The sequence below is a fragment of the Bradyrhizobium lablabi genome (genome assembly GCF_001440475.1).
GTDB lineage: Bacteria > Pseudomonadota > Alphaproteobacteria > Rhizobiales > Xanthobacteraceae > Bradyrhizobium > Bradyrhizobium lablabi.
This window is the reverse complement of the sequence record NZ_LLYB01000127.1, coordinates 65,515-88,558: the sequence shown is the minus strand read 5'-3', so window position 1 is coordinate 88,558 and position 23,044 is coordinate 65,515. Positions and strand designations below refer to the sequence as shown.

General features: G+C 62.3%; 22 protein-coding genes and 1 pseudogene. 9 read left to right on the top strand and 14 right to left on the bottom strand.

Translation table 11 applies throughout. The features are described 5' to 3' along the window. Positions 1–15 precede the first annotated feature (15 nt). Entirely contained in the window at positions 16–1,203 is a 1,188-nt protein-coding gene (locus CQ14_RS37365; protein WP_057862834.1) for an amino acid ABC transporter permease, read from the top strand. Between the two features lie 4 nt (positions 1,204–1,207). Then, positions 1,208–2,326: an amino acid ABC transporter permease gene (locus CQ14_RS37360; protein WP_057862833.1), complete on the top strand. Its 1,119-nt coding sequence runs from the start codon at positions 1,208–1,210 to the stop codon at positions 2,324–2,326. Positions 2,327–2,395: 69 nt separating this feature from the next. Here the strand turns inward: CQ14_RS37360 and CQ14_RS37355 are convergent, their stop codons facing one another. The 8 genes from CQ14_RS37355 to CQ14_RS37320 form a co-directional block, all read right to left on the bottom strand. Beyond that, positions 2,396–4,522, bottom strand: a complete 2,127-nt coding sequence (locus CQ14_RS37355; protein WP_057862736.1) for a methyl-accepting chemotaxis protein — start codon at positions 4,520–4,522, stop codon at positions 2,396–2,398. A 35-nt stretch (positions 4,523–4,557) separates the two neighbouring features. Continuing rightward, positions 4,558–5,610, bottom strand: coding sequence for a TRAP transporter substrate-binding protein DctP (dctP, locus tag CQ14_RS37350; RefSeq protein WP_082650205.1), 1,053 nt, complete (start codon positions 5,608–5,610; stop codon positions 4,558–4,560). Positions 5,611–5,983: 373 nt separating this feature from the next. After that, positions 5,984–6,340, bottom strand: coding sequence for a DUF1428 domain-containing protein (locus CQ14_RS37345; protein ID WP_057862832.1), 357 nt, complete (start codon positions 6,338–6,340; stop codon positions 5,984–5,986). 120 nt (positions 6,341–6,460) lie between these two features. Continuing rightward, positions 6,461–7,195 (bottom strand): DUF899 domain-containing protein, encoded by a 735-nt coding sequence (locus CQ14_RS37340; RefSeq protein WP_057862734.1) that lies wholly within the window; start codon positions 7,193–7,195, stop codon positions 6,461–6,463. 10 nt (positions 7,196–7,205) lie between these two features. Next, entirely contained in the window at positions 7,206–7,547 is a 342-nt protein-coding gene (locus CQ14_RS37335) for an SRPBCC family protein (protein ID WP_199805723.1), read from the bottom strand. Next, on the bottom strand, positions 7,547–8,017 hold the full coding sequence (locus CQ14_RS37330) for an ArsR/SmtB family transcription factor (protein ID WP_057862733.1): 471 nt from the start codon (positions 8,015–8,017) through the stop codon (positions 7,547–7,549). Before CQ14_RS37330 ends, CQ14_RS37335 begins: the two co-directional genes overlap by 1 nt. A gap of 146 nt (positions 8,018–8,163) precedes the next feature. Further along, on the bottom strand, positions 8,164–8,415 hold the full coding sequence (locus tag CQ14_RS37325) for a DUF3551 domain-containing protein (RefSeq protein ID WP_057862732.1): 252 nt from the start codon (positions 8,413–8,415) through the stop codon (positions 8,164–8,166). Positions 8,416–8,507: 92 nt separating this feature from the next. Then, a complete protein-coding gene (locus CQ14_RS37320) occupies positions 8,508–9,485 on the bottom strand; it encodes a Bug family tripartite tricarboxylate transporter substrate binding protein (RefSeq protein WP_057862731.1) in 978 nt (325 codons plus the stop codon). Between the two features lie 155 nt (positions 9,486–9,640). Between CQ14_RS37320 and CQ14_RS37315 the strand changes: the two genes are divergently transcribed. Further along, positions 9,641–10,060 (top strand): VOC family protein, encoded by a 420-nt coding sequence (locus CQ14_RS37315; protein ID WP_057862730.1) that lies wholly within the window; start codon positions 9,641–9,643, stop codon positions 10,058–10,060. A gap of 44 nt (positions 10,061–10,104) precedes the next feature. On the opposite strand, the gene CQ14_RS37310 is transcribed toward CQ14_RS37315, so the two are convergent. Both CQ14_RS37310 and CQ14_RS37305 read right to left on the bottom strand, forming a co-directional pair. Further along, entirely contained in the window at positions 10,105–10,908 is an 804-nt protein-coding gene (locus CQ14_RS37310) for an MBL fold metallo-hydrolase (protein WP_063800480.1), read from the bottom strand. A gap of 45 nt (positions 10,909–10,953) precedes the next feature. Beyond that, positions 10,954–11,373 (bottom strand): nuclear transport factor 2 family protein, encoded by a 420-nt coding sequence (locus tag CQ14_RS37305; protein WP_245320820.1) that lies wholly within the window; start codon positions 11,371–11,373, stop codon positions 10,954–10,956. 98 nt (positions 11,374–11,471) lie between these two features. Here CQ14_RS37305 and CQ14_RS37300 point away from each other — a divergent pair, with 98 nt between their 5' ends. The 3 genes from CQ14_RS37300 (at position 11,472) to CQ14_RS37290 (ending at position 16,064) form a co-directional block, all read left to right on the top strand. Continuing rightward, on the top strand, positions 11,472–12,359 hold the full coding sequence (locus tag CQ14_RS37300; RefSeq protein WP_057862728.1) for a LysR substrate-binding domain-containing protein: 888 nt from the start codon (positions 11,472–11,474) through the stop codon (positions 12,357–12,359). 291 nt (positions 12,360–12,650) lie between these two features. Then, complete coding sequence (locus CQ14_RS37295) at positions 12,651–14,231, top strand: AMP-binding protein (RefSeq protein WP_057862727.1); 1,581 nt, start codon at positions 12,651–12,653, stop codon at positions 14,229–14,231. Positions 14,232–14,369: 138 nt separating this feature from the next. Further along, the gene (locus tag CQ14_RS37290; protein ID WP_245320818.1) at positions 14,370–16,064 is read left to right on the top strand and encodes an amidohydrolase; all 1,695 of its coding nucleotides are present in this window, start codon (positions 14,370–14,372) and stop codon (positions 16,062–16,064) included. 104 nt (positions 16,065–16,168) lie between these two features. Here CQ14_RS37290 and CQ14_RS37285 read toward each other — a convergent pair whose 3' ends face one another. Next, positions 16,169–17,464 (bottom strand): cytochrome P450, encoded by a 1,296-nt coding sequence (locus CQ14_RS37285; RefSeq protein WP_057862726.1) that lies wholly within the window; start codon positions 17,462–17,464, stop codon positions 16,169–16,171. A 204-nt stretch (positions 17,465–17,668) separates the two neighbouring features. Next, positions 17,669–18,766 (bottom strand): HD-GYP domain-containing protein, encoded by a 1,098-nt coding sequence (locus CQ14_RS37280; protein WP_057862725.1) that lies wholly within the window; start codon positions 18,764–18,766, stop codon positions 17,669–17,671. 616 nt (positions 18,767–19,382) lie between these two features. On the opposite strand from CQ14_RS37280, the gene CQ14_RS37270 reads away from it, so the two are divergent. From CQ14_RS37270 to CQ14_RS37260, 3 genes are all read left to right on the top strand, one after another. Next, positions 19,383–20,171 carry an alpha/beta fold hydrolase gene (locus CQ14_RS37270; RefSeq protein ID WP_057862723.1) on the top strand — a complete coding sequence of 263 codons (789 nt, stop codon included), beginning with the start codon at positions 19,383–19,385 and terminating at the stop codon, positions 20,169–20,171. After that, the gene (locus CQ14_RS37265; RefSeq protein ID WP_057862722.1) at positions 20,168–20,512 is read left to right on the top strand and encodes a hypothetical protein; all 345 of its coding nucleotides are present in this window, start codon (positions 20,168–20,170) and stop codon (positions 20,510–20,512) included. The genes CQ14_RS37270 and CQ14_RS37265 overlap by 4 nt, the downstream gene beginning before the upstream one ends. 70 nt (positions 20,513–20,582) lie before the next feature. Continuing rightward, complete coding sequence (locus CQ14_RS37260) at positions 20,583–21,257, top strand: dienelactone hydrolase family protein (protein ID WP_057862721.1); 675 nt, start codon at positions 20,583–20,585, stop codon at positions 21,255–21,257. A 133-nt stretch (positions 21,258–21,390) separates the two neighbouring features. Here the strand turns inward: CQ14_RS37260 and CQ14_RS37255 are convergent, their stop codons facing one another. Both CQ14_RS37255 and CQ14_RS47320 read right to left on the bottom strand, forming a co-directional pair. Continuing rightward, complete coding sequence (locus tag CQ14_RS37255) at positions 21,391–22,398, bottom strand: Bug family tripartite tricarboxylate transporter substrate binding protein (protein WP_063800479.1); 1,008 nt, start codon at positions 22,396–22,398, stop codon at positions 21,391–21,393. A 367-nt stretch (positions 22,399–22,765) separates the two neighbouring features. Further along, a pseudogene (locus CQ14_RS47320) lies at positions 22,766–23,044 on the bottom strand (polysaccharide biosynthesis/export family protein); the annotation flags it as partial.

Sequence of the window (23,044 nt, the reverse complement as noted above, 5' to 3'; positions counted from 1 at the left end):
AAGGATCCTTGTGCTGTGACAACATCCACGCCCGAACTCCGCCGCCGCAGGCAACTGCGCTTCTCGCTGAACCGCCAGCAGATCGTCGGGCTGGTCTGGCAAGTCGTGGTGGTCGGGATCGTGGTCGCGATCGTCGCCTTCCTGTGGTCGAACGCCCTGCACAACTTGTCGGCACGGCGGATTTCCACCGGCTTCGCCTTTCTCGGCCGCGAAGCCGGGATGCCGATCGCGGACGCCTGGCTCGCCTACAGCCCGAAGGATACTTACGTCCGCGCCTTCATCGTCGGCATCGTCAACACGCTGCGCGTCGCCGTGATCGGCATCGTGCTGGCAACCGTGCTCGGCACGCTGATCGGCATCGCACGGCTGTCGTCGAACTGGCTGCTGTCGCGACTTGCCGCCGTCTATGTCGAACTGCTCCGCGACATTCCCCTCTTGCTGCAACTGCTGTTCTGGTACGTGCTGATGCAGGGATTGCCGGCGGCACGCGCCGCATGGAGGCCGATCGAGGGCGTGTTTCTTTCCAACAGAGGACTGGTGCTGCCCTCGGTGCCGATTGCGGAAGCAAACCTGTGGGTGATCGCAACCGCGGTGGCCGGGCTGATCGCGCTATTCGTGCTGCGGCGGCAACTAATGACACGGCAGGAGGCTGACGGCAAAGTACGCCGGCTCTGGCCCTATGCGCTGGTGCTCGTCGGCGCTTTACCAGCACTGGTGTCGCTGGGCCTCGGCGCATCCTGGACCGTCACGATGCCGGAGCTGCGCGGCTTCAATTTCGTCGGAGGGCTGACGCTGGCGCCGGAATATTTTGCGCTGCTGATCGCGCTCGTGACCTACACTTCCGCCTTCATCGCCGAGATCGTGCGCAGCGGCATCCAGGCCGTCCCCAGGGGGCAATGGGATGCGGCCAACGCGCTCGGCCTGCGCCGCAGCTTCGTGCTTCAGCGCATCGTGCTGCCGCAGGCGCTGCGCGTGATCATTCCGCCGATGACCAGCCAATATTTGAACCTCACCAAGAACTCCTCGCTGGCCGTTGCCGTCGGCTACCAGGATGTCGTCTCGATCGCCAACACGACGCTGAACCAGACCGGCCAGGCCATCGAAGCCATCGCGCTTATCATGATGGTGTTCCTGACCATCAGCCTCGGCATCAGCCTGTTCATGAACTGGTACAATGCGCGCATCGCGCTGGTGGAGCGCTGATCCCATGACGTCGATCTCGGAAGCTCCGCAAAATCCGCTGCCGCTCAACAGTGCGCGATCCCGACAGCCAGGCGGCGGGTACGTCATCCGCTGGCTGCGCGCCAACCTGTTCGCATCGGTCACCTCCTCGCTCATCACCGTCATCCTCATGGTGCTGCTCGGCAAGGCGTTGATCAGCCTCGTGCAATGGGGCTACTGGAATGCGGTCTGGTCCGTGCCCGGCGACCAGACCGGCGCGTGCCGGTCGGTCCGCGGCCTCGGCGCCTGCTGGGCCGTGATCCCCGAAAAATATCGCTTCATCCTGTTCGGCACCTATCCCTTCGACCAGCAATGGCGGCCGGCGCTGGCGTGCCTGACATTCATTGCGCTGTTCTTCGTGTCGAGCCGGCGGAGTTTTTGGCGCAGGGAGCTGGTGCTGATATGGGCGGCCGCGCTGGTGCTGATCGGCATTCTGATGTGGGGCGGCATCTTCGGATTGACCTACGTGTCCCAGGACCGCTGGGGCGGGTTGCCGGTGACGCTGATCCTGGCGACGTTCGGGCTCGCCTTCGGCTTTCCGCTCGGCATCGTCGTGGCGCTGGGCCGGCGCTCGAAACTTCCCGCGATCCGTTCGCTCTGCGTGCTCTATGTCGAGCTGATCCGCGGCGTTCCCCTGATCAGCCTTCTGTTCATGGCCAGCGTGATGTTTCCGTTGTTCATGCCTGACGGCGTCAACATCGATAAACTGCTGCGGGCGCAGATCGCATTCGTGCTGTTTGCCGGCGCCTATCTTGCCGAAGTCATCCGCGGCGGGCTACAGGCCGTGCCCAGGGGGCAGCACGACGCCGCCGACGCGCTCGGGCTTTCCTACTGGAAGAAGAACGGTCTGATCATCCTGCCCCAGGCGATCCGGCACGTGATCCCGCCGCTGGTGAACACGTTCATTGCCTTTTTCAAGGACACCAGCCTGGTGCTGATCATCGGCATCTTCGACCTCCTGACCACGGCGAAGACATCGATCATCGATCCGGCCTGGCAGCCCTTCAGCGTCGAGGTCTACCTGTTCGTGGCGGTGATCTACTTTTTGTTCTGCTTTGCAATGTCACGCTATAGCCGCCGCCTGGAGGCGCAGACGCGGCATTGACGGCGGATTTTTCTCGGAACGGCACGATCAACCGACGTGCCGCGAACGCATTCCAACGTCGAAGGTGACTCACGCAGCCTTGATACGGGCAAGGAACCGGCCGACCTCATTGCTTAGCGCTTCCGATTCCGCGGCCAGGCCGTCGGAAGACTGCAGCACATCCGACGCGGTTTCGCCGGTCTGGTTGGCCGCGTTCGAGACGCCGATGATGTTGTTTGAAACGTTCTGGGTGCCGGAGGCGGCTTGCTGGATGTTGCGGGCGATCTCGGCTGTCGCCGCACCCTGCTCCTCGACCGCGGCAGCGACGGTCGTGGCGATCTCCGACATCTTGTCGATGATCTGACCTATGCCCTTGATGGTATCGACCGCTTCCTGGGTCGAGCCCTGGATAGCAGAGACCTGCGCGGTGATGCCCTCGGTGGCGCGTGCCGTCTGGGTGGCAAGGCTCTTGACCTCGGAGGCGACGACGGCAAAGCCCTTGCCGGCCTCGCCCGCGCGTGCAGCCTCGATGGTCGCGTTGAGCGCCAGGAGGTTGGTCTGCGCCGCGATCGTATTGATCAGGCCGACCACCTCGCCGATGCGGTTCGCCGCATTGGCAAGCTCGGTGACCGTGACTTCGCTCTTCGCCACCTGCTCCACGGCCTGGGCCGCAATCCGGGTGGACTCGCCGACCTGCCGGGAAATCTCGCTGATCGAACTCGAAAGCTCTTCGGTGGCGGAGGCCACCGTCTGAACGTTGGCGGCAGCCTGCTCAGAAGCCGAGGCGACCGCGCCGGTCTGTTCCTTGGCCTGCGCGGCGACCTGCGACATCTTTTCGGCCGACCCCTTCATGCGCGAGGCGGCGCTTGACACCGCGGCCAGCGCACTGGTCGCGCCGTCGTTGAACTCGCGCGTCAACTGGTCAATCAACGCGGCCTGACGCTGCTTGGCCTCCTGCTCGGCGGCCTTTTCGGCAGCGGCGGCGTTGGCCTGGACGATGCCTTCGCGGAACACCGACAGCGCTTCCGCCATCTGACCGATCTCGTCGCCACCACGCCTGGTGTCAACTTCAGCGGCGAGGTCACCACCGGCGAGCCGCGTCATGGTCTTCTCCAGGCCGACCAGTCGCGCCACCAGATTGCGGCCGATATAGAACCAGACGAACAAAGCGGCGCCGGCGACGCTGATCGCCGCGATCATCAGCATCACGGAGGTGCCAAAACCGATGGCCTCATCGGAACGATCGGTGGCTTCCTTGGTCTTGTTGGTGACGGCCTTGACCTGGCCCGCGACTTCCTTGGCGAGTTCGTCGGTCAGGCCGCGCGTCTCATCCAGCAGCTTCTGACCAAGCAGGCTGGCGGCGAGTTCCTTGCGGCGCACCTCGAAGATCGTTTCACCCGAACCGAGTTTCAGCCAGGCTTCGCCCGTCTTGGGCAGGCCTTCGGTCGGCTGCAGGGTGTTGACGATATCGAGCTTCTCCTCGACCTTGGCCGACATTGCCTTGAAGTTCTTTTCCAGCGCCGTGACGCTATCGGCGTTCGGCGCGACCGCGGCGCGATCGAGCAGGCTCGACGCCAGATTGACGAAGCCGACCAGGTCGGCGAAGCCCTGCGACACCGGCACCTGGGTCGAAACCAGCTTGAGCAGCGTCATCATGGTCTGGTTGGCGTCGCCGCCAAGGGTCATCGACACCATGGTGATGTCGGCCTGGGCCTTTTCGCCGGCCGGAAGCAGCACGTCGTTGAGCTTGGTCTGGGTGTTCTGGGCCGCCTTCATGACCTCTTCGCCGCGGGCGCTGAGCTTGAGGCGATCGTCGACTGCGCCGTCAAGCGCCGCGAGCTTAGTGTTCATTGCCGCAATCAGCTTCTTCAACCGCTCGATCGCATCACGATCGGATGGGGTGCGGGCGATCTCGTCGAGCCGCTTCGTGATGCCCTCCTGACGCGCCTTCAGCGCGGTCATCTCCTGCTGACGCTGTCCTTGCGATTTCGCCGCCAGCAAGGTCGGGGCGGAACCGGCCAGCGCCTGGGTGTCGGTCTGCAGTCCCAGCGTCTCGACAATCTCCGGAATGTTGCGACCGGCGACACCGTGGAAGAGATCGCGAACCTGCGAGAACATCAGCCAGGCGGCGGCGCCGGCGATCACGGTGGTTCCCGATACCGCGGCGAACGCGAAGAAAAGCTTGGCCCGGATGCCGAGTTTGCGAGCTGATGTCACGGTCTGTTTCCTCAATTCTTGAGCGCGGCTTGTTATTACTTGGTGGCAACCTTGTATTGCTGGATCAATTCCCTGGCGCGGGTGTAGAGCCGCTCGCCGTCAATGCCGAGCTTCGCCATGTTGGCTTTCCATTCGGCCACGGCCGGCGCGGTGACGCGCTGCAGCTCGGCGCGCTGCTCGTCGCTGAAGGAGAGTACGGTGAAGCGCGGATCTGTCTGCATCTTCTTCCTGGTGGCAGCTTCCAGCGCCTCGCGGATGCGCGCATTGCCCATCGCCAGATCGGAAGAGTGCTTTTCGACGATCTTCTTGAGATCGTCGGGCATCGCGTCCCATTTTGCGCGGTTCATGACGATCATCAGCGCCGGCGCAGCCAGCCGCGCATCGACGACAACGCTGAGCTGATCGGCGAGATACTTGCCGGCGGCGCCCTTGGTCGTGGTGGCGGAATCCCAGCCATAGGCGATGGCGTCGACATAGCCGCTGGCGATGGTGTCGCCGATCATGTTGAGGGGAATACCGAGCGGCACGGCGCCGAGCTTGGCCAGCGCCACGCCGACGGTCGTGCTCGGCGTGCGCATGCGCAGGCCGCGGAAATCCTTGACCGACTGGATCTTCTTGCCGGTCGTAAATATCGGATAAGGCGGCAGCACATAGAGGCCAAGCACCTTCACCGACGCGTAGTCCTTGTCGAGCAGGCTTTCCTTGTAGAGCGACATCATCGCCGAGGTGCCCGCGATCGAGTTATCGAACATGAAGGGCAGCTCCATCACCGACGACTGCGGGAAGCGTCCGGGGTGATAACCCTGCACGGTTGCCGCCATTTCGATGGTCCCCTTCTCGACCATCGTGAACAGCTCGGCCGGCTTGCCATATCCGCCGAGCGGCTTCAGCGCCACTTCGATGCGTCCGCCGGATTCTTCCTCGATGGCCTTGCCGAACGGCAGCAGGATCTGTTCGTAGACCTGGGAGTTTTCGATGTTGATGGCTCCGAAGCGCAGCACCACATCAGCGGCGAAGGCAGGAGCGGAGAGGAGAACGAGGCCAAGCAGCGCTGCGGCCGTCGATTGCATCATGGCGCGGGAAGACATTCTGTTTCCTTCGTCACCGGCAGCTGTCGAGCTTCAGCTCGCAGCACCTGTCGGTCGCATGGGCGGGTCCTTGACGGCGGCAACGATAGCTTTGGCCAATTAATCGCGGGTAAACCCTGCCTTGCGCAACTTCCGTGCAAATACGGATACCGTCCCGCTAAATGGAATGATGATCATCATCCGTTACGAAGGGACGGGCGAATCTGCGACGGCGAAACGCGTCGTCAGCGCCGCGCGGTTTTGAACCAGACGTCCAGCAACCGCGGCAAATATCCGCAGGCTTGAAGCATGCGCGTCTCATCCCGGCTGGCGCCGGACTGTGAGCGAGGTCAGCAAATCGCCAGCGCGGAAGACCGCCGGCCGGTTCGACGCACTACGCCTTCACCAGGCTTTCGAACCCGCCATAGATCATCCGCTTGCCATCGAACGGCGGCGGCCCGTTCACCATCTCCTTGAGGCGCGGGTCCGCCATTACCTTGGCATTGATCTTGTCGCGCTGGGCACGCGACTTGTAGGTGATCCAGGCGAACACAACGGTTTCGCCCGGCTTGAGCTTGACGCTGCGCGGAAACGACGTGAGCTTGCCGACCTTGACGTCATCGGCGACCCACTCGCGATAATCCAGCGCGCCGTATTCGCGCCAGACCTTGCCGCACTTCTTCGACAGGCGGACATAGGCATCGAGTTTCTTCTTCGGCACAGCGACGATGAAACCATCGACATAAGGCATGGACACTTCCTTCCCATTCTCTGTCGTCATTGCGAGCGAAGCGAAGCAATCCATCGCGCCACAAGAGGATAGATGGATTGCTTCGTCGCTATCGCTCCTCGCAATGACGATCAGACCCTTTCAACCATGACAACAGGATGCCTGAACCTGCGCCGGCTGGTATTGGTCACGTAGCCGCACCCAGTCCATCGGATAAGGCAGGCCCTCCTCGTGACGCCCGAGCGGCGTCAGGTCGAGATAGTGATAGGCGGCATTCATCATGTCGAGGCCGCGCGCGAAGCAGGAATAGGTGTGGAAGATGTTCCCTGCCTCATCGCGATAGAACACGCTGATCCCGGGCGCTTCCTCGCTGCCGAACGCCGCGGTTCCATAATTGTAGTTGCCGCCCGCCGCAATCTGCTCCGGCGTGAACGAAACGCCGTAGTCGTAATTGAAGTCGTTGCCGCCGGACGACAGCCAGTCGAAGGTCCAACCCATCCGCTGCTTGAATGCGGTGAGCTTTGGCTGCGGCGCACGCGAGATCGCGACCATCGTGGTGTCGCGGGCGGCAAGATGCGGAACCATGCGCTCGAACCCGTCGGCCCAGAACGAGCAGCTCTTGCAGGCCTCGGCCCAGTCGGGCGCGAACATCAGGTGCTGCACCACGAGCTGACTGCGTCCCTTGAAGAGATCGCCAAGCGACACCTTGCCGTCGGGCCCGTCGAACACGTAGTCCTTCTCGACCCTGACCCAGGGCAGCGCACGGCGCTCCTCGTTCAGGCGCTCGCGCGCCTTGGTGTATTCCTTCTCATGCGCGAGATGGGCCTGGCGGGCGGCGATCCACTCCTCGCGGGAGACGACGCTGTGCGACTGCATGGGCGGCTCCTCAAGCAAGATGCGTTTCGAGCTTGGCGAGCAGCTCCGTCCATCCGCGCTCGTGGCTGTCGCGCGCTTTCTCATCGACGAACTGCGCATGATTGAAGACGAGCAGCGTGCCGCGGCCTTCCGGCTTGATCGAAATGGTCACCAGCGATTCCCGCTCCGGCGTGGAATGCCATGCCCAGCTGAACACCAGCCGCTGGTTCGGAACGACCTCGCGATAGACGCCGCCGACCTCGTTGTAATTGCCGCTGGCGTTGAAGCTGATACGGTAACGGCCGCCGACGCGCAGGTCGATGTCGGCCTTCACCGAGCCCTCCTCCACCGAGGCCGGACCGAACCACTGCACTAGCTTTTGCGGGTCGGCCCACGCGGCGTAGACCTTTTCGGGCGCCGCGTTGAGCCGGCGCGTGAGCGTGAGGCTGGGCCGCGCGGCAAGTTCGGCGTCGCGGGTGGGGTCTTGCTTGGCAAGGCTTGACTGGGTGGCCATGGGTCTTCCTCCACAAAGGCGGCAAGGCGGTCGAGATTGTCGGACCAGAAGCGCTGGTAGCGATTGAGCCAGTCCATCGCCTGCTCCATCGGGCTGGCGGTAAGCCGGCAGGCGACCGTGCGCCCGGTCTTTTCGCGCGCGATCAGGCCGGCGTCCGACAGCACGTCGAGATGCTTCATGATCGCCGGCAGCGACATCGAAAACGGCTGCGCCAGTTCGCTGACGGACAGGCTTTCGCGATCCCCCAGCCGCGCCAGCAGCGCGCGCCGGGTCGGATCCGACAGCGCCGCAAAGGTGCGGTCCAGGAGCTCTTCTTGATACTTAACCATATGGTTTAGTATATGCGCAAACAAAACGCCGTCAAGCCGGCGTCTGCATCACGTGTTCGAGAGGCGGCAAGGAGAGACGGAAATGGCCGGATCATCCGCGCTTTCTGAGCTGGATGATCCGGCCATCTTGCGGAAGCGAAGCGCGATCAATAATCCCGATAAACCCGCATTCGCCGCTGCTGTCCATAGGCTACGCGCGGATTGATGTTGCAGTAGAGCGCGCGGCCCGAAGCCGACGCCAGACACTGCTCATAGGTCGCGTAGGAACAGTCACCGGGGATGCCGACGCCCCTGCCCTGCAGGCAGTAGGGGTAATCATAGGCTGCCGCCGGCGAGCTGCCTGCTACCGTGGCAACTGTCGCCGACAGCGCCAAGATCGCTAACATTGCACTGCGCATCTTAGATCTCCTCACGTTACTAAAGCCGGTCCCTTTTCCATGAAACACCGCGACCGTGCCGTTGTTCCGTGACCTAGATCACTGCAGCTCGATCACTGCACCTTTTCGACCTTGGCTTCCTCGATCACCTTCCTCCACTTGTCGGTCTCGGCCGCGATCATCGCACCGAACGCTTCCGGCGTGCCGATCAGAGGTTCGCCGCCGAGATCGGTCAGCTTGGCCTTGATGCCGGGCTCGGCCAGGATTTCGTTGATCTCCTTGTTCAGCTTGGCGATGATTTCCTTCGGGGTGTTCTTCGGGGCACCCATGCCGAACAGCGCGGTTGCCTCATAGCCGGGGACGGTGTCGGCGAGTGGCGGAACGTCGGGCAACAGCGGCGACTTCGCCGTGCTGGTCACCGCAAGCGCCCGCACCGCGCCGCCGCGGACGTGCTGGATGATGGAAGGCATGTTGTCGAAGATCACCTGGACCTGGCCGCCGAGCAGATCGGTGATCGCAGGCGCAGCACCGCGATAGGGCACGTGCTGCATCTTGGCGCCCGACATCGCCATGAACATCTCGCCCGACAGGTGCACCGATGTGCCGTTGCCCGACGAGGCCATGTTCACCTTGCCGGGATTGGCCTTCACATAGGCGATGAACTCGGCAACCGTCTTGGCCGGCACGTCCTTGTTCACCGTCATCACGTTCGGCACGCGATTGAATGCCGCAACCGGCGCAATGTCGCGAACGAGGTTGAACTTCAGATTGGCGTAGAGCGAAGCATTGATGTAGTTCGCCGGATTGACCAGCAGCACGGTATAGCCGTCCGGCTCGGCGTTGATGACAGATTCGGTGGCGATATTGTTGCCGGCGCCGGGCTTGTTCTCGATCACGAATTGCTGGCCGAGCCGTTCGGAAAGCCGCTGGCCGATCAGCCGCGCGATGATGTCGGTCGCGCCGCCCGGAGGATATCCGACGACCCATTTCACCGGCCGGGTCGGATAATCCGCCGCCGAAACGCTGCCGGTCGAAGCGGCCGTGGAAAGGCCGATCACGGCCAGACAAATCGCGGTGCGACGTGAAATCATAAAGCATTCTCCTTGGAGGCCGGGATTCAGAGCCCGGTCCGTTTCTATTGAGGCGCGCGGTTCTATTGAACCGAACGCGGCACGCGTTGTAACAAACAAAGTCAGGTGCGGCCAGTGCGACACTGGCGCCGCCGACCGCGACGAAAGGATAAGACATGTCCGTCAGGGTTAATGCGCTCGACCATCTCGTGATCAACGTCTCCGACGTGGCGCGTTCCACCGAGTGGTACCGGAAGATCCTCGGCATGGAGGTCAAGGTGTTCGATCCCGGCCCGGGCAAAACGCCGCGGACCTCGCTGGTGTTCGGCAACCAGAAGATCAATGTGCGGCCACGCGATGCCGACAAGGTCGAGTGGTTCACCGCCGACCATGAGACCGCCGGAAGCGACGATCTCTGTTTCCTGACCTCGAGCACGCCAGACGAAGTGGTGGCGCATCTGAAGGCCAATGGCGTTGCGATCGAGGAAGGCCCTGTCGCCAAGCAGGGCGCGCGCGGCACGCTACGTTCGGTCTATTGCCGCGATCCGGATGGGAGCTTGATCGAGATTTCGTCGTATGAAGGCGCGGTGAAATAGCGCGCCGCCCCTCGTCGTCATGGCCGATGTCGGGCTATGTAAAACTACCCGGCCGGAACAAAAGCGTATCCGCGGCCTTGCTCGACTATTCTGCCGATGCCTGGACGACCGAAGTGAGCGCCGGCTAGCCAGGTACGTGCACGCGCGGCTTCCTGGAGCAACTTGAGCCGGCTAGTCCTCGCCAGGAGCTCGTCCTCGTCATAAGCCCAGGTGAGTTCGGGACGTGCGAACTGTGCGGCGGGAACGTGAATCAGGTCGCCGCAGAACAAGATGTCGTCCTCGTTAGTGCTCAGGAGATATCCCATATGCCCCGGCGCATGCCCAGGTATTGCCACCGACAGCAAATGATCGGCCAACCGATCTCCTCCGTTTGTCGGAGCAAGGAGAGAGCGGAACTCGGCTAGTTTTGGCTCGGCGAGGAATCCCTGAACGGCATCCTCTCCGATCACGATCCTGCTCAGGTTTTTGAATGCTCGTTGGCCGTCGGGCATCAAAAGACCATTGATGTGGTCGCCATGAGCGTGAGTGAGGGCGACCACAGTGATGGAAGACGAATCGATGCCCGCTTCCGCCATCGCCTTCCAGAGGTGCCCCATAGACGGATCCCAACTTCCCCCCGCTCCACAATCGATCAAAACGCGGTCTTCGTTGCAGCGATCGAATAAAAAGCAGTTGACCGACAATCGAACCAGCGAATCCTTCCGCCGGGACGATTGCCTATCTGACTTGTCGTTCGGGTATCTGAGGGTTTCGGCAGGCAGGTCCACATACCCGTCCGAGAGTGACCAAATGCTCCATGCGCCCGAGGCGTACCCGAACGTATTGGCGCTTTGTGACAGAAATTCCACGGGCACCTGCAAGGCGTGAGAACTGCGGCTAATGTCGCGAAGCCGTCAGGTTTTCGAAGTCATCACTTTCTGAGCAATTTTCCAGGTGCCGTTGACCTTCAGGCACGACAACATGTCAGTGAAGTGCCGTGGCGGTATCTGCAGTTTCAACTTCACAAGAGCGAGCTCCCCTTCAACGTCTATCGACAGGATCTGATCTTTCCGCTCCAGGCCCTGCTGTTTCGGAGCTTTCAGGTTGCGGACGGCTGCCAACCACATCGCAATCGGCGTCACGCTCACATTGCCGTCGTCGCCGACCTTGGTTACGGAACTCGATGGGTGAAATATGGATGCAAATTTGTCCGCATCCATTTCATAGGCGCTGTCGAGGTATGTCTGAGCTAGAGAGCGCAGGGCACGAGCATCGGTATCCATAAGCTTGCTATCCATAAAGTTGTTATTCGGGACCGGCAGGAGACTGCGCATGGCTGATCGTTTGGTCTCGTTGGCCAAAGCTAGGACAAAGTCGCTTATGAAACTAGACGCGTTGCATGACATGGAGTTATGAGCAATATTCATAAACCATGAGAAACGAACTGAATGAACTCGCTGCGTTTGCAATCGTCGCTACTGAACGAAGCTTTACGCGGGCTGCAGCGAAGATTGGCGTGTCTCAGTCTGCCCTGAGCCACACGATCCGCGGACTCGAGAAACGGCTCGAACTGCGGCTTCTTGCTCGAACCACCAAGAGTGTCGCGCCGACCGCTGCGGGCGCAGAGCTTTTGAAAGAGTTGTCCCCGGCGCTAGAGCAGATTACGCGCGCTATCAACAAAGCCCGAAGCGTTCGGCATCGACCTGCCGGGCGTCTTCGAATTGTAATGTCCCGGTCGGCCGCGGTGATGGTACTATTGCCGAAACTCACGGCGTTCGCCGAGGCGTACCCCGATATCGTTCTTGATGTTGTTACTGTCACTGGTCCGGTAGATCTTGTTGCCGGCGAGTTCGATGCCGGTATTCAACTCGGCGAGTACATTCAAAAGGACATGATCGCGGTGCGAGTCACGCCGGAACTACGTTTGGCGGTAGTTGGCTCACCTGGCTATTTTGCATCACGAAAAATGCCGCGGAAGCCCAAGGATCTCAATGATCATCGATGCATAGGCTTGCGGCTTCCAGGTGGCCCGTATCGGTGGGAGTTCGAGCAGGGACGAAGGGCCGTCACGATCGGCGTAAATGGCCCACTGATAATCGATGATACCAACCTGGTCATTCAGGCGGCCCTCGCTGGAGCCGGCCTAGGCCTGGCCTTTGAAGAACAGGTCGCAGAGCATCTCGCGAAGCGCCGGCTTATTCGAGTGCTGGAGGACTGGACACCACCCATTCCCGGCTTCTTTATGTACTACCCCAGTCGTCAGCATCAGCCAGCTGCGCTTTCCGCACTAACGAACGCTTTGCGACTCTCACAACAATAGTTTGCATTGACCGTGAGAACCAACCGTCTGTCACCCCTGATATGAACCAGGGGCCTGACCGAATTTGGCAAAGACGGCAGCTGCTGCAATCGTGCGTCAATCGCCTCGCTGGCCTCGAACAGCAAAGACGTGGATGCCCGGGCATAGGCGAGCGCAAGCGACGTCGTCCTTCAGACGGCTATGCCCGGGCATGACCGAGAGCAAACTCCCGATTTGCCCATCGCGCCGTCCGATGGCAGAACTACTTCCAAGCAAAATCAAGAGCTGCCGCAAGGCCGCACGGGAGGGATCATGCCAGCTTCACAGCCAGCGCCGGGCATTATCGGACCATTCGCAGGGCTGGACATTCCCTGGCTGTTGCGGATGCGCGCCGAAAGCCGCCGTAACCATCCCTTCCTGATCTGGGCGCCGTTCGAGGGTCCGGCCCGGAAATGGTCCTACGGCGAATTCCACGAGCGCGTCGGCGCGCTTGCCGCGGGCCTCGTCAAACGTGGCGTGAAGCCCGGCGAATATGTGCTGATCCATCTCGACAATTGCATCGAGGCCATGCTGGCCTGGTTTGCCTGCGTCGAACTCGGCGCGATTGCCGTCACCACCAACACCCGCTCGGCGGCAGCGGAGATGGAGTATTTCGCCGGCCATTGCGGCGCGGTCGCCGCCATCACCCAACCCGCTTATGCCGAGCTGATCTCGGCCAATTGCCGCGGCCTGCGCTGGATCGCCGTGATCTCGCATGACGCCGGAGCTAAGCCTGCGCAAGGCGCGCCGCGTGGTGACAGTTTCGAATCCCTGTTCGCCGACAGCGCCGACCGGCCGCGCCGCGCCACCGATCCGTTCGCGCCATGCAGCGTCCAATATACCTCCGGCACCACGTCACGGCCGAAGGCGGTACTGTGGACGCACGCCAACGCGCTGTGGGGCGCCAAGATCAATGCCGCGCATGAGGACCTGCATGCCGGCGACGTGCACCAGACCTATCTGCCGCTATTCCACACCAACGCGCTGGCCTATTCGATGCTGGCAACGCTGTGGGTTGGCGCCTCCTGCGTGATCCAGCCGCGCTTTTCCGCCAGCCGGTTCTGGAGCGTGGCGCTGGAGCACAACTGCACCTGGACCTCGACCATCCCGTTCTGCATGAAGGCGCTGCTGGAGCACGAGATTCCGAAGAACCACAAGTTCCGTCTCTGGGGCACCGCGGTATCGGAGCCGCCGCCGTTCGCCGCCTTCGGCGTCAAGACGATCGGCTGGTGGGGCATGACGGAAACCATCACCCACGGCATCGTCGGCGAGGTCGACCAGCCCAACACACCGATGTCGATCGGCCGCGCCGCGCCCGAGTATCGGATCCGCATCGTCGAGGACGACGGAACGCCGACGGAAGTCGGCGACACCGGCAACCTCCTGATCAAGGGCATCCCCGGCCTGTCGCTGTTTGCCGAGTACCTGCACAACGAAAAGGCCACGCGGGAAAGCTTTGACGAGCATGGCTATTTCATCACCGGCGACCGCGTCACGCTGCTGGAGAACGGGTTCATCAAGTTCGGCGACCGCACCAAGGACATGCTTAAGGTCGGCGGCGAGAATGTCGCATCCTCCGAGATCGAGCAGGTTATCGCTGTCGTGCCCGGCGTGCGCGAGGCCGCTGTAGTGGCGAAGAAGCACCCGATGCTGGACGAGGTGCCGGTCGTGTTCATCATCCCGCAGGCCGGCGTTGCGGGCGCGCCGGCCGACCTGCATGACACGGTGATGGCCGCGTGCAGAAATGGCCTCGCCGACTTCAAGGTCCCGCGCGAGATTCACTTCGTCGACGACATGCCACGCTCGACGCTGGAGAAGGTGGCGAAAGCGGAGTTGCGGAAGATGCTGGAATAGCCTTGCCCCGTCATTGCGAGCGAAGCGAGGCAATCCATCGTTCCGCGCACTCGGAAGCATGGATTGCTTCGTCGCTTCGCTGGTCGCAATGACGTGGCAGCGGTCCAAGAACAATATCAAAAGTACAGGGGAGAGTGCATGATGCTGTGGCTAGGATCAGGGTCCGCTAAATTTGCTCGCTATCTCGCGGCAACTATCATTGCTGCATCGTTCGCGACCGTCGCGTCGGCGCAGACCGCCGATACCATCCTGTTCAACGGCAAGATCCTGACTGTTGATAAGGACTTTTCGCAGCAGGAAGCGCTCGCGATTGGGGACGGCAAGATACTTGCCACCGGCACATCGGCTGCGATGAAGAAGCTTGCCGGCGACAAGGCAAGGCTGGTCGATCTCGGCGGCCGCACCGTGATCCCCGGACTGACCGACGGCCACATCCACGGCATCCGCGCGGCATTGACGTTCGGCACCGAGGTGAACTGGATCGGCGTACCGACCTTGAAAGATGCGTTGGAGAAAATCCGCGCGGCGGCAACGGCGCAGAGTCCCGGTTCCTGGATCGTCGTCGCGGGCGGCTGGACCGAAGCGCAGTTTGCCGAGAAGCGCCGGCCGACGCCGAGCGAGGTCGCCGCCATTGCTCCCGACAATCCGGTCTACATCCAGCATCTCTACGACTGGCTGCTGCTGTCGCCGAAGGCGATGGAGGCGCTGAACATCCGCGACGACAATGACGTCACGCCTGGCGGCAAGCTCGCGCGCGACGGCGACAACAAGCCGACCGGCATCATCGAAGCCGGCGGCAATGCGCTCGGCAGGATCTTCGACAAGCTGCCAAAGCCGACCATGGAGCAGCAGGTCGACGGCTCCAAGAAATTCTTCCGCGAGATGAACACCCTCGGCATAACCGGCATTGTCGACGGTGGCGGGGTCAGCATGTATCCCGCGAGCTATCAGGCCGTGTTCAAGCTGTGGCGCGACAAGCAGCTCACCGTACGCGTCGCCTATCACCTCTGCTCCCCGAAGCCGGGCGGCGAGCTCGCCGATGTGCAGAACCTGACACAATTGCTGCCGCCGGGGTTCGGCGATTCCATGCTGCACTTCAACGGCCCCGGCGAAATCATCATTTGGGCGGACTGGACCGACGGCGACATCACGCCAGACGGCAAGGCAAAGCTCGCGGAATTTCTGCGCTGGGCGGCATCGAATGGTTACACGATTCAATTGCACTGGAATCCGGACCGTACCGTCCACGACCTGCTCGACGTGATCGAGGGCATCGACAAGGACTATCCGGTGCGCGATCTGCGCTGGGCCGTGCTGCATCTCTACAACGCCTCGGAAGACAGTCTGAAACGGATGAAGTCGCTGGGGCTGATCTGGGGCGTGCAGGACGGGCTCTATTTCGGTGGCGAGCGGCTGCAGAAGGAGGTTGGTGCCGAACAGGCCAGGATGATGCCGAGGATCGCAACCGCGATGAAGCTCGGACTCGTGGTCGGCGCCGGCACCGACGCGCACCGGGTGTCGTCTTACAATCCCTTCGTGTCGCTGCAATGGTATCTCGACGGCACCACCATCGGCGGCACCAAGACCCGAGGCGATGAAGAAGCCCCGAGCCGCCGCCAGGCACTCGAAATGTACACCCGCAATTCGGCCTTCATGGCGAACGACGACGACAAGCGCGGCACGCTTGAGCCAGGCAAATTCGCCGACCTCGCGGTGCTGTCGGCGGATTACATGACCGCCCCGGTCAACGATATTGGCAAGATCAGGTCGGTGCTGACGATGGTCGGCGGCAAGGTGGTGTATGCGGCACCACCGTTTGCGGAAGGACGCTAGTGCGCAGGGTGGGCAAAGCCGAAGGCGGGCCCACGTTCATCGACACCGGCGCAAGAAGGGTGGGCTTGGCGCAAGCGCGCCTTTGCCCACCCTACTTGATCTCTTCAATTCACCTCGAACAGGATCGGCAGCTTCTTCGGGCCATTGACGAAATACGCCTGCGTCATCTTGACCTCGCCATCGAGCGCGATCGATTTCAGCCGCGGCAGCAGCTCCTCGAACAGAATTCGCATTTCCAGCTTCGCCAAATACTGCCCGAGGCAGAGATGCGCGCCATAGCCGAACGCGACGTGGCGGTTCGGCTTGCGGTCGCAGCGGAATTGATACGGCTCCTCGAACACGTCCTCGTCACGGTTGCCGGACGCGTAGCACAGCATCAGCCAATCGCCTTTTGCAATTTTGCGTCCGCCGAGCTCGGTGTCCGCGGTGGCCGAGCGCATGAAATGCTTCACCGGCGTCATCCAGCGGATCGCCTCGTCGACGAGCCCCGGAATCAATTCGGGATTGGCCTTCACCTGTTCGAATTGCGCAGGATCCTCCGCCAGCGCCCAGATCGCACCGGCGGTCGAGGATGACGTGGTGTCGTGGCCGGCGGTCGCGACAATCATGTAATAGCTGGTGGCGTCATGGTCCGGCATGTAGTCGCCGCCGATCCTGGCGTTCGCAATGACGGTGGCGAGATCCTCGCGCGGATTGCGCCGCCGGTCCTCAGTGATGGCGCGGAAGTAGGCGCCGAAATCGGCCACCACTGCCTGCATCATCCCGGAGAACTGCTCAGCCGTCAGCTTTTCCCTGATTCGCGCCGTATCGGGGTCTTGCGGGCCGAACAGCTCCTGCGTCAGCTTGAGCATGCGCGGCTCGTCCTTTTCGGGAACGCCGAGAATTTCCATGATCACGTGCAGGGGATAGCCGAGGGCCACATCTTCGACGAAATCGCAGGCACCACCCTTGTCGAGCATGCGCTGCACGGTGGCCCGCGCGATCTCGCGCACGCGGCCTTCGAACTTGCCGAGATTGGCGGGCATGAACCAGCCCTGCGTCAACGCGCGGTATTTCGGATGATCGGGCGCATCCATCTGCACCAGCGAGCGCACCAGATTGGGCCCGCCGGTGATCTTGCGAACGCGCTCCTCGACCGCCCGGTTCGTCAGCGTGGTCGGACGGTCGGCATTGTGGAACAGCTCGTTCTGGCGGCTGATGGCCTGGATATGCGCATGCTTCGTCACCACCCAGAACGGATCGAATCCTTCCGGCCGCGCGATGCCGAGCGGGTTGTTGGCGCGCAGCCAGCGATAGCTGTCATGGATGCGATGGTCGGCATAGGCGGTCGGATCGACCAGGGTTGCCGCGATATCGGCGGGAACGTCGAGATTTCCGCTAGAGGTCGCTGTCGTGTCCATGGGGCGCCCCGCCATCATGCTTCACCGGCGAATGGTCGCCGATGATCAACGACAACTAGGCGGTAACATGGCCTGAAGCTTGCGTTGAGCGGCTGGCCTCTCCCCCGTCATTGCGAGCGGAGCGAAGCAATCCATCGCNGCATAACGGATGGATGGATTGCTTCGTCGCTTCGCTCCTCGCAATGACGGCCGAGAGTCAGACGATCAATAATACCCGAACGCCACCGGGCGGAAGGCGTGCAGCAGATGCTGGTCGAGCTTGTCGCCCATTTCTTCCATCATGCCGAACGCCCGGGCGTGGGTGAACTGCAGACGGTAGGCGCGCTTCTCGACCAGCGCGGCGTAGATGTCCACGATCGTGGTCAGCCGCACGATGTCGCTGATCTGCTTGCCGCTGAGACCGTTGGGATAGCCGGTGCCGTCGAGGAATTCGTGGTGATGCAGCACCACATCGAGCATCTCCGGCGGGAAGCCGCCTTGCGCGAACAGTGCCTCGTAGCCGCGGCGCGGATGCTGGCGCATCTCTTCCATCTCTTCCAGCGTCAGCGGGCCCGGCTTGTCCAGGATCGCCACCGGGATGAAGGCCTTGCCGACGTCGTGCAGCAGCGCAGCGCGGGCAAGACGGCGCTGGTCGTCCTCGCGCATGCCGAGATGCTGCGCATAGGCGACCGCAAAGCCGGTGACGAACAGGCAATGGCGGTAGCTGCCGGCGTGATGGCAGCCGACCGTGGTCAGCCATTCACGCAAGGACGAATGCTTGATCGCCTTGAGGATCTTGTTCTCGGCCTCGACGATGTCAGTGAATTTCAGGGGAACGCCGGCGGGCAGCTTCTCGAAGATCTTGACCATCACGGCATGCGCGGCCTCGACGCCCCTGTTCAGCGCCTTGCCGCGATCGGTCTCGTCGAATCCGTCGCTGTCGGGAAACGCGGCGCGGATGCGCTGCAGGATGCCTTGCGCATCGAACGGACGCGCGATCGTGTCGGTGGCGCCGAGCGCCCACGCCTGCATCGATCCGTGGTGAAGCGCATCCGCCAGCACGAACAGCCGCGGCATCTCGCGATAGGCCTCGGCGCGCAGCTTGTTGCGTACCAGTTGCACGCTCTCGGCCGAACGCAGATTGATGTCGACCACGATTCCCGCCAGATCACGCTCCGGCGCGTCGGGAATATCTGATGTCGCGATGGTGTCGACCTGGCCGACCGATCGCAGAATGCTGGCGAGTTCGCTGCTTTGATCGCTCCGATCCGACGCCAGCAGCAGCCGGCGCTTGGTCGAAGTCTTGTTGGTGGCGGTTGTCATTAAAACCCCGGACCCCTAGCGGTGATGACGTGCAACCGAGGCTAGCGGACAAGGAGTTCTCCGGGGCTTAAGAGGCATCGTGAAAGAGGACTACCGCAAACGCTAAAATTTGAACGATTCCTTTCGCCATGCGCAGCACCCATCACGGGCATTCCGGGAAAAGCGCATGATTCAGAGACACTTCGCGGGAACCTTGCGACCCGTGCCAACACAAATCCGCCGGGAGCATGGCACCCGGCGGATCGTCCCGTTCGATACTTTTCCGATGTTACGCCTTTATGCTCGCCTTCAACGCTTCAGCACAGCGAGCAGATGCGCGCGCCGCAGGCATTGAAGATGGCGTTGCCGAGCGCGGGAGCCACCACCGTCACCGCCGGCGCCGGTCGAACTTTCCCGGAGGCAGCGCCATTTGGAGTCGTTCGAAAGGAATGAGCGCTGGAGGATGCCGCTTGTGCGCTGCGGGAAGGCTTTGTCATGGGCTTGTCAATCACGCGCGCGGCGACAGGCGCATCTTCCGTTTCCGCATTTCCTATTCGCGAATAGATCGCGCTAGGATGCGGCAGGCGATGACGGCCCGGGCCGAAAATTGCGCAGGATTTGCTTTGGGAAATCAACAATGCCGACAATCGATCGCGACGGAGTGAGGATCTATTACGAGGTTCACGGCTCCGGCCCACCGCTGTTGCTGACTCACGGCTATTCCTCGACCAGCGGGATGTGGCAGGGCCAGATCGAAGCCTTGTCGAAGCATCACAAGCTCGTGTTGTGGGACATGCGCGGCCACGGCCAGTCCGGTTACCCCGAGGATACCGCGGCCTATAGCGAAGCGCTGACGGTCGCCGACATGGCGGCGCTGCTCGATGCCGTCGGCGCCGACACGGCGATCGTCGGCGGGTTATCGCTGGGCGGCTACATGTCGCTGGCGTTCTATCGCACCCATCCGGATCGCGTCCGCGCACTTCTGATCATCGATACCGGCCCCGGCTTCAAGAAGGACGATGCCCGCGAGGTCTGGAACAAGCGCGCGCATGACACCGGCGATCGCTTCGAGCGCGAGGGACTGGCGGTCCTGAAATCGGCCAGCCGCGAACGCTCCAGCGTCACCCATCGCGATGCGTCCGGGCTGGCGCGCGCCGCGCGCGGCATGCTGACTCAGCGCGATGCTCGCGTGATCGAGTCCCTGCCCGATATCAAGGTGCCGTCGCTGATAATGGTCGGCGCCGACGACACGCCGTTCCTCGCCGCCTCCGACTACATGGCAGCCAAGATTCCCGGCGCGCAGAAGGTGGTGATCCCGGCTGCCGGCCACGCCGTCAATATCGACCAGCCGCAGGCCTTCATCGATGCCGTGCTGCCGTTCCTCGACAGCCTCGATGTCAAGGCAGGACAGAAAGCCATCTCATGAAGACAGTCGCTCTCGCCCTCGCGCTGATCGCAGGCAGCTTTTCGCAAGCTGCCGCGCAGCACTTGCCGCCGTTCGGCGGCCCCTGCCCGCCGCCCTTCACCGAAACGCTGTCGAACAACATTCCGCTGGCATTCGGCATGGACGCGGAGGAAGCGGCGCGCGCGCTCGGCGTCCGGCTCAATTATGTCCGGGGACGTCCGGGCCATGAAATCTTCCTCGCCTTCCGCAACATCGGCGGCAGTGGGTTGTTCTACAAGAAGGACCGGCTCTTCCTGCAATTCCGCAAGGGACGGCTGGCCGGCTGGAAAGGCGACTGGGGTCACAACTGGATGTGGCAGTAGCCGCTTCTCGAACGGATCCTCGCAACCGACTTCGTGACACTCAAACAACCCAAACAAGAAGGGATGACCCGTGGGACAGGATATCAAACTGACGGCTTCGGACGGTTTCAAACTGGGCGGCTATCGCGCCGATCCCGCCGGCGCGCCGAAAGCGGCCATCGTCGTGATCCAGGAGATCTTTGGCGTCAATCACCACATCCGCACGGTCTGCGACCGGCTGGCGGCTGAAGGCTATGTCGCGATTGCACCGTCGATCTTCGATCGCACCCAGCCGAACTTCCAGTGCGGCTATTCGCCGGACGAGATCGCGACCGCGCGAAAATTCATCGCCAATCCCGACTGGGCCGCCATGCTGCGCGACACCCAGTCCGCGATCGATGCGGTGAAGGATGTCGGACCGATCGGCATCATCGGCTTCTGCCTCGGCGGTAGCATCGCCTATGCGGCGGCGACCAAGCTGTCTGGCCTGTCGGCCGCGGTCGGCTATTACGGTGGCGCTGTCGTCCGCTTTGCTGACGACAAGCCTAACGTACCGACGCAGCTACATTTCGGCGAAAAGGATGCCGGCATTCCGCTGACGGATGTCGAGACCATCAAGGCCAAGCGACCGGAGGTCGAAGTCCATATCTATCCCGGCGCGCAGCACGGCTTTCACTGCGACGAACGGGCGAGCTTCGACAAGGCCAGCGCCGATATCGCCTGGCCGCGGAGCTTGGCGTTTTTCGCGAAGCATCTGAAGAAGTAGGGCTACTCTCCGCCGTCCTTCCGGGGCGATGCGCCAGCATCGAACTCTGGTGCGCAATTGCGCACCAGAGAATCTTGAGATTCCGGGTCTGGTCCTTCGGACCATCCCGGCATGACGAACTGCAACTAACGCCTCACTCGCCCTTGACGCCGGTTGCCTTCACGACATCGGCCCATTTCTCGTAGTCGCGACGCAGGACCTTCTCGAACGTTTCCGCCGATCCACCGACCGGCACGAGGCTGAGCGTCTCGAGCCCGGCGACGCCCTCGGGCGAGGCGATGATGCGGGCAAGTTCGTCCGAAAGCTTCTTCACGATCTCCTTGGGCGTTGCGGCGGGCACGAACACGCCGAGCCAGCCTTCGATTTCAAAACCGGGGTAACCGAGTTCGCCCATCGTCGGCACGTCGGGCAACGCCTTCCTGCGGTTCTCGCCGCCGACCGCCAGCGCCCTGAGCTTGCCCGCCTTGATTTGCGCGCTCGCCGTGGTCAGGTCCTGGAACGCCGAGGTAACCGTGTTGGCGAGCAGGTCGTTCGTGAGAGGAGCCGAGCCGCGATAGGGCACGTGGGTCATGTCGATATCGGCGACCTTCTTGAGGAGTTCGCCATAGAGATGCGATGTCGTGGCGTTGCCGAAGGTGCCGTAAGGCTTTCCGGGATTAGCCTTGGCATAATCGACCAGCTCCTTGACGGACTTGATCGGCTGCTGCTCCGGAACCACCAGAACGATGGTCGATAGCCCGGCCTGCGTGACCGGCGCGAGATCCTTGAACACATCATAGGGCAGCTTCCCCATGAGGCTCGGCGCCTGAATGATCTGCGTAATGCCGACCAGCACGGTGTAGCCGTCGGGCTGCGCCTTGGCGACGTAATCATTGCCGACCACGCCGCCGCCGCCGGACTTGTTCTCGACGACGACGGTCTGCTTCCACGCCTCCTGCAATTTATTGGCAAGCAGGCGAGCCAAGACGTCGGTCGCGCCGCCCGCGGGATACGGCACGACGAAGGTGATGCGCCGGCTCGGATAAGCATCCGCCGCCGCAGCCTGGTGCGAAGAGGCGCACAAGGCCGTCACGGCGATGGAAGCAAGCAATACTGCCGCAGTCGCCGCGCGCACCACGCTGACCGGCAAGTGATAGTTCATGGTCATACTCCGGATTGCAGGCACTCGACCGACAAACCGGCGCGCCTCGATTGAACGACGAGTTTCTACATCGCTGCAGCGCAAGATGGAACATGGTTTCGAGCGCATTCAGCGCATAGCGCCAATTCACCGCATCCGAACCCGGCGAGACACTACCGCAGAACTTCCGGGCACGTGCGGAGCCGCACGTCTGCCACCGCAAGTTGGACCATTCCGTTCAGATTGAGACTGCAACGTGATGCGGAACGCAGCGTCCACGCCGGCACGAAACGAATGATGAATTTTCCTGGTCAAATGCGAGGCATTTGCCTGACACACACGCTCAGGAATACAGCCGCAGCAAAAAACGATGCGACGGCTGTGCGCGCTAGAACCAGCGTTCGCTGACGAGCACGGTATCGCCTGGGCTGATCGGGCTGCCGGGCGGAACAACGAAGCGCGACGTACCGGACGCATCGGTGTGCGTGACCGTGACGCTGTCGCGGCGGGCCCGCGGCGAGAAACCGCCGGCGATCGCCACCGCGCTCTCGACCGTCATGTTGGGGACGTACGGATATTGGCCGGGTGCTGCGACCTCGCCGAGAATGAAGAAGGGACGATAGGCCTCGATCTCGACGGCGACAGACGGTTCCCTGATGAAGCCGGC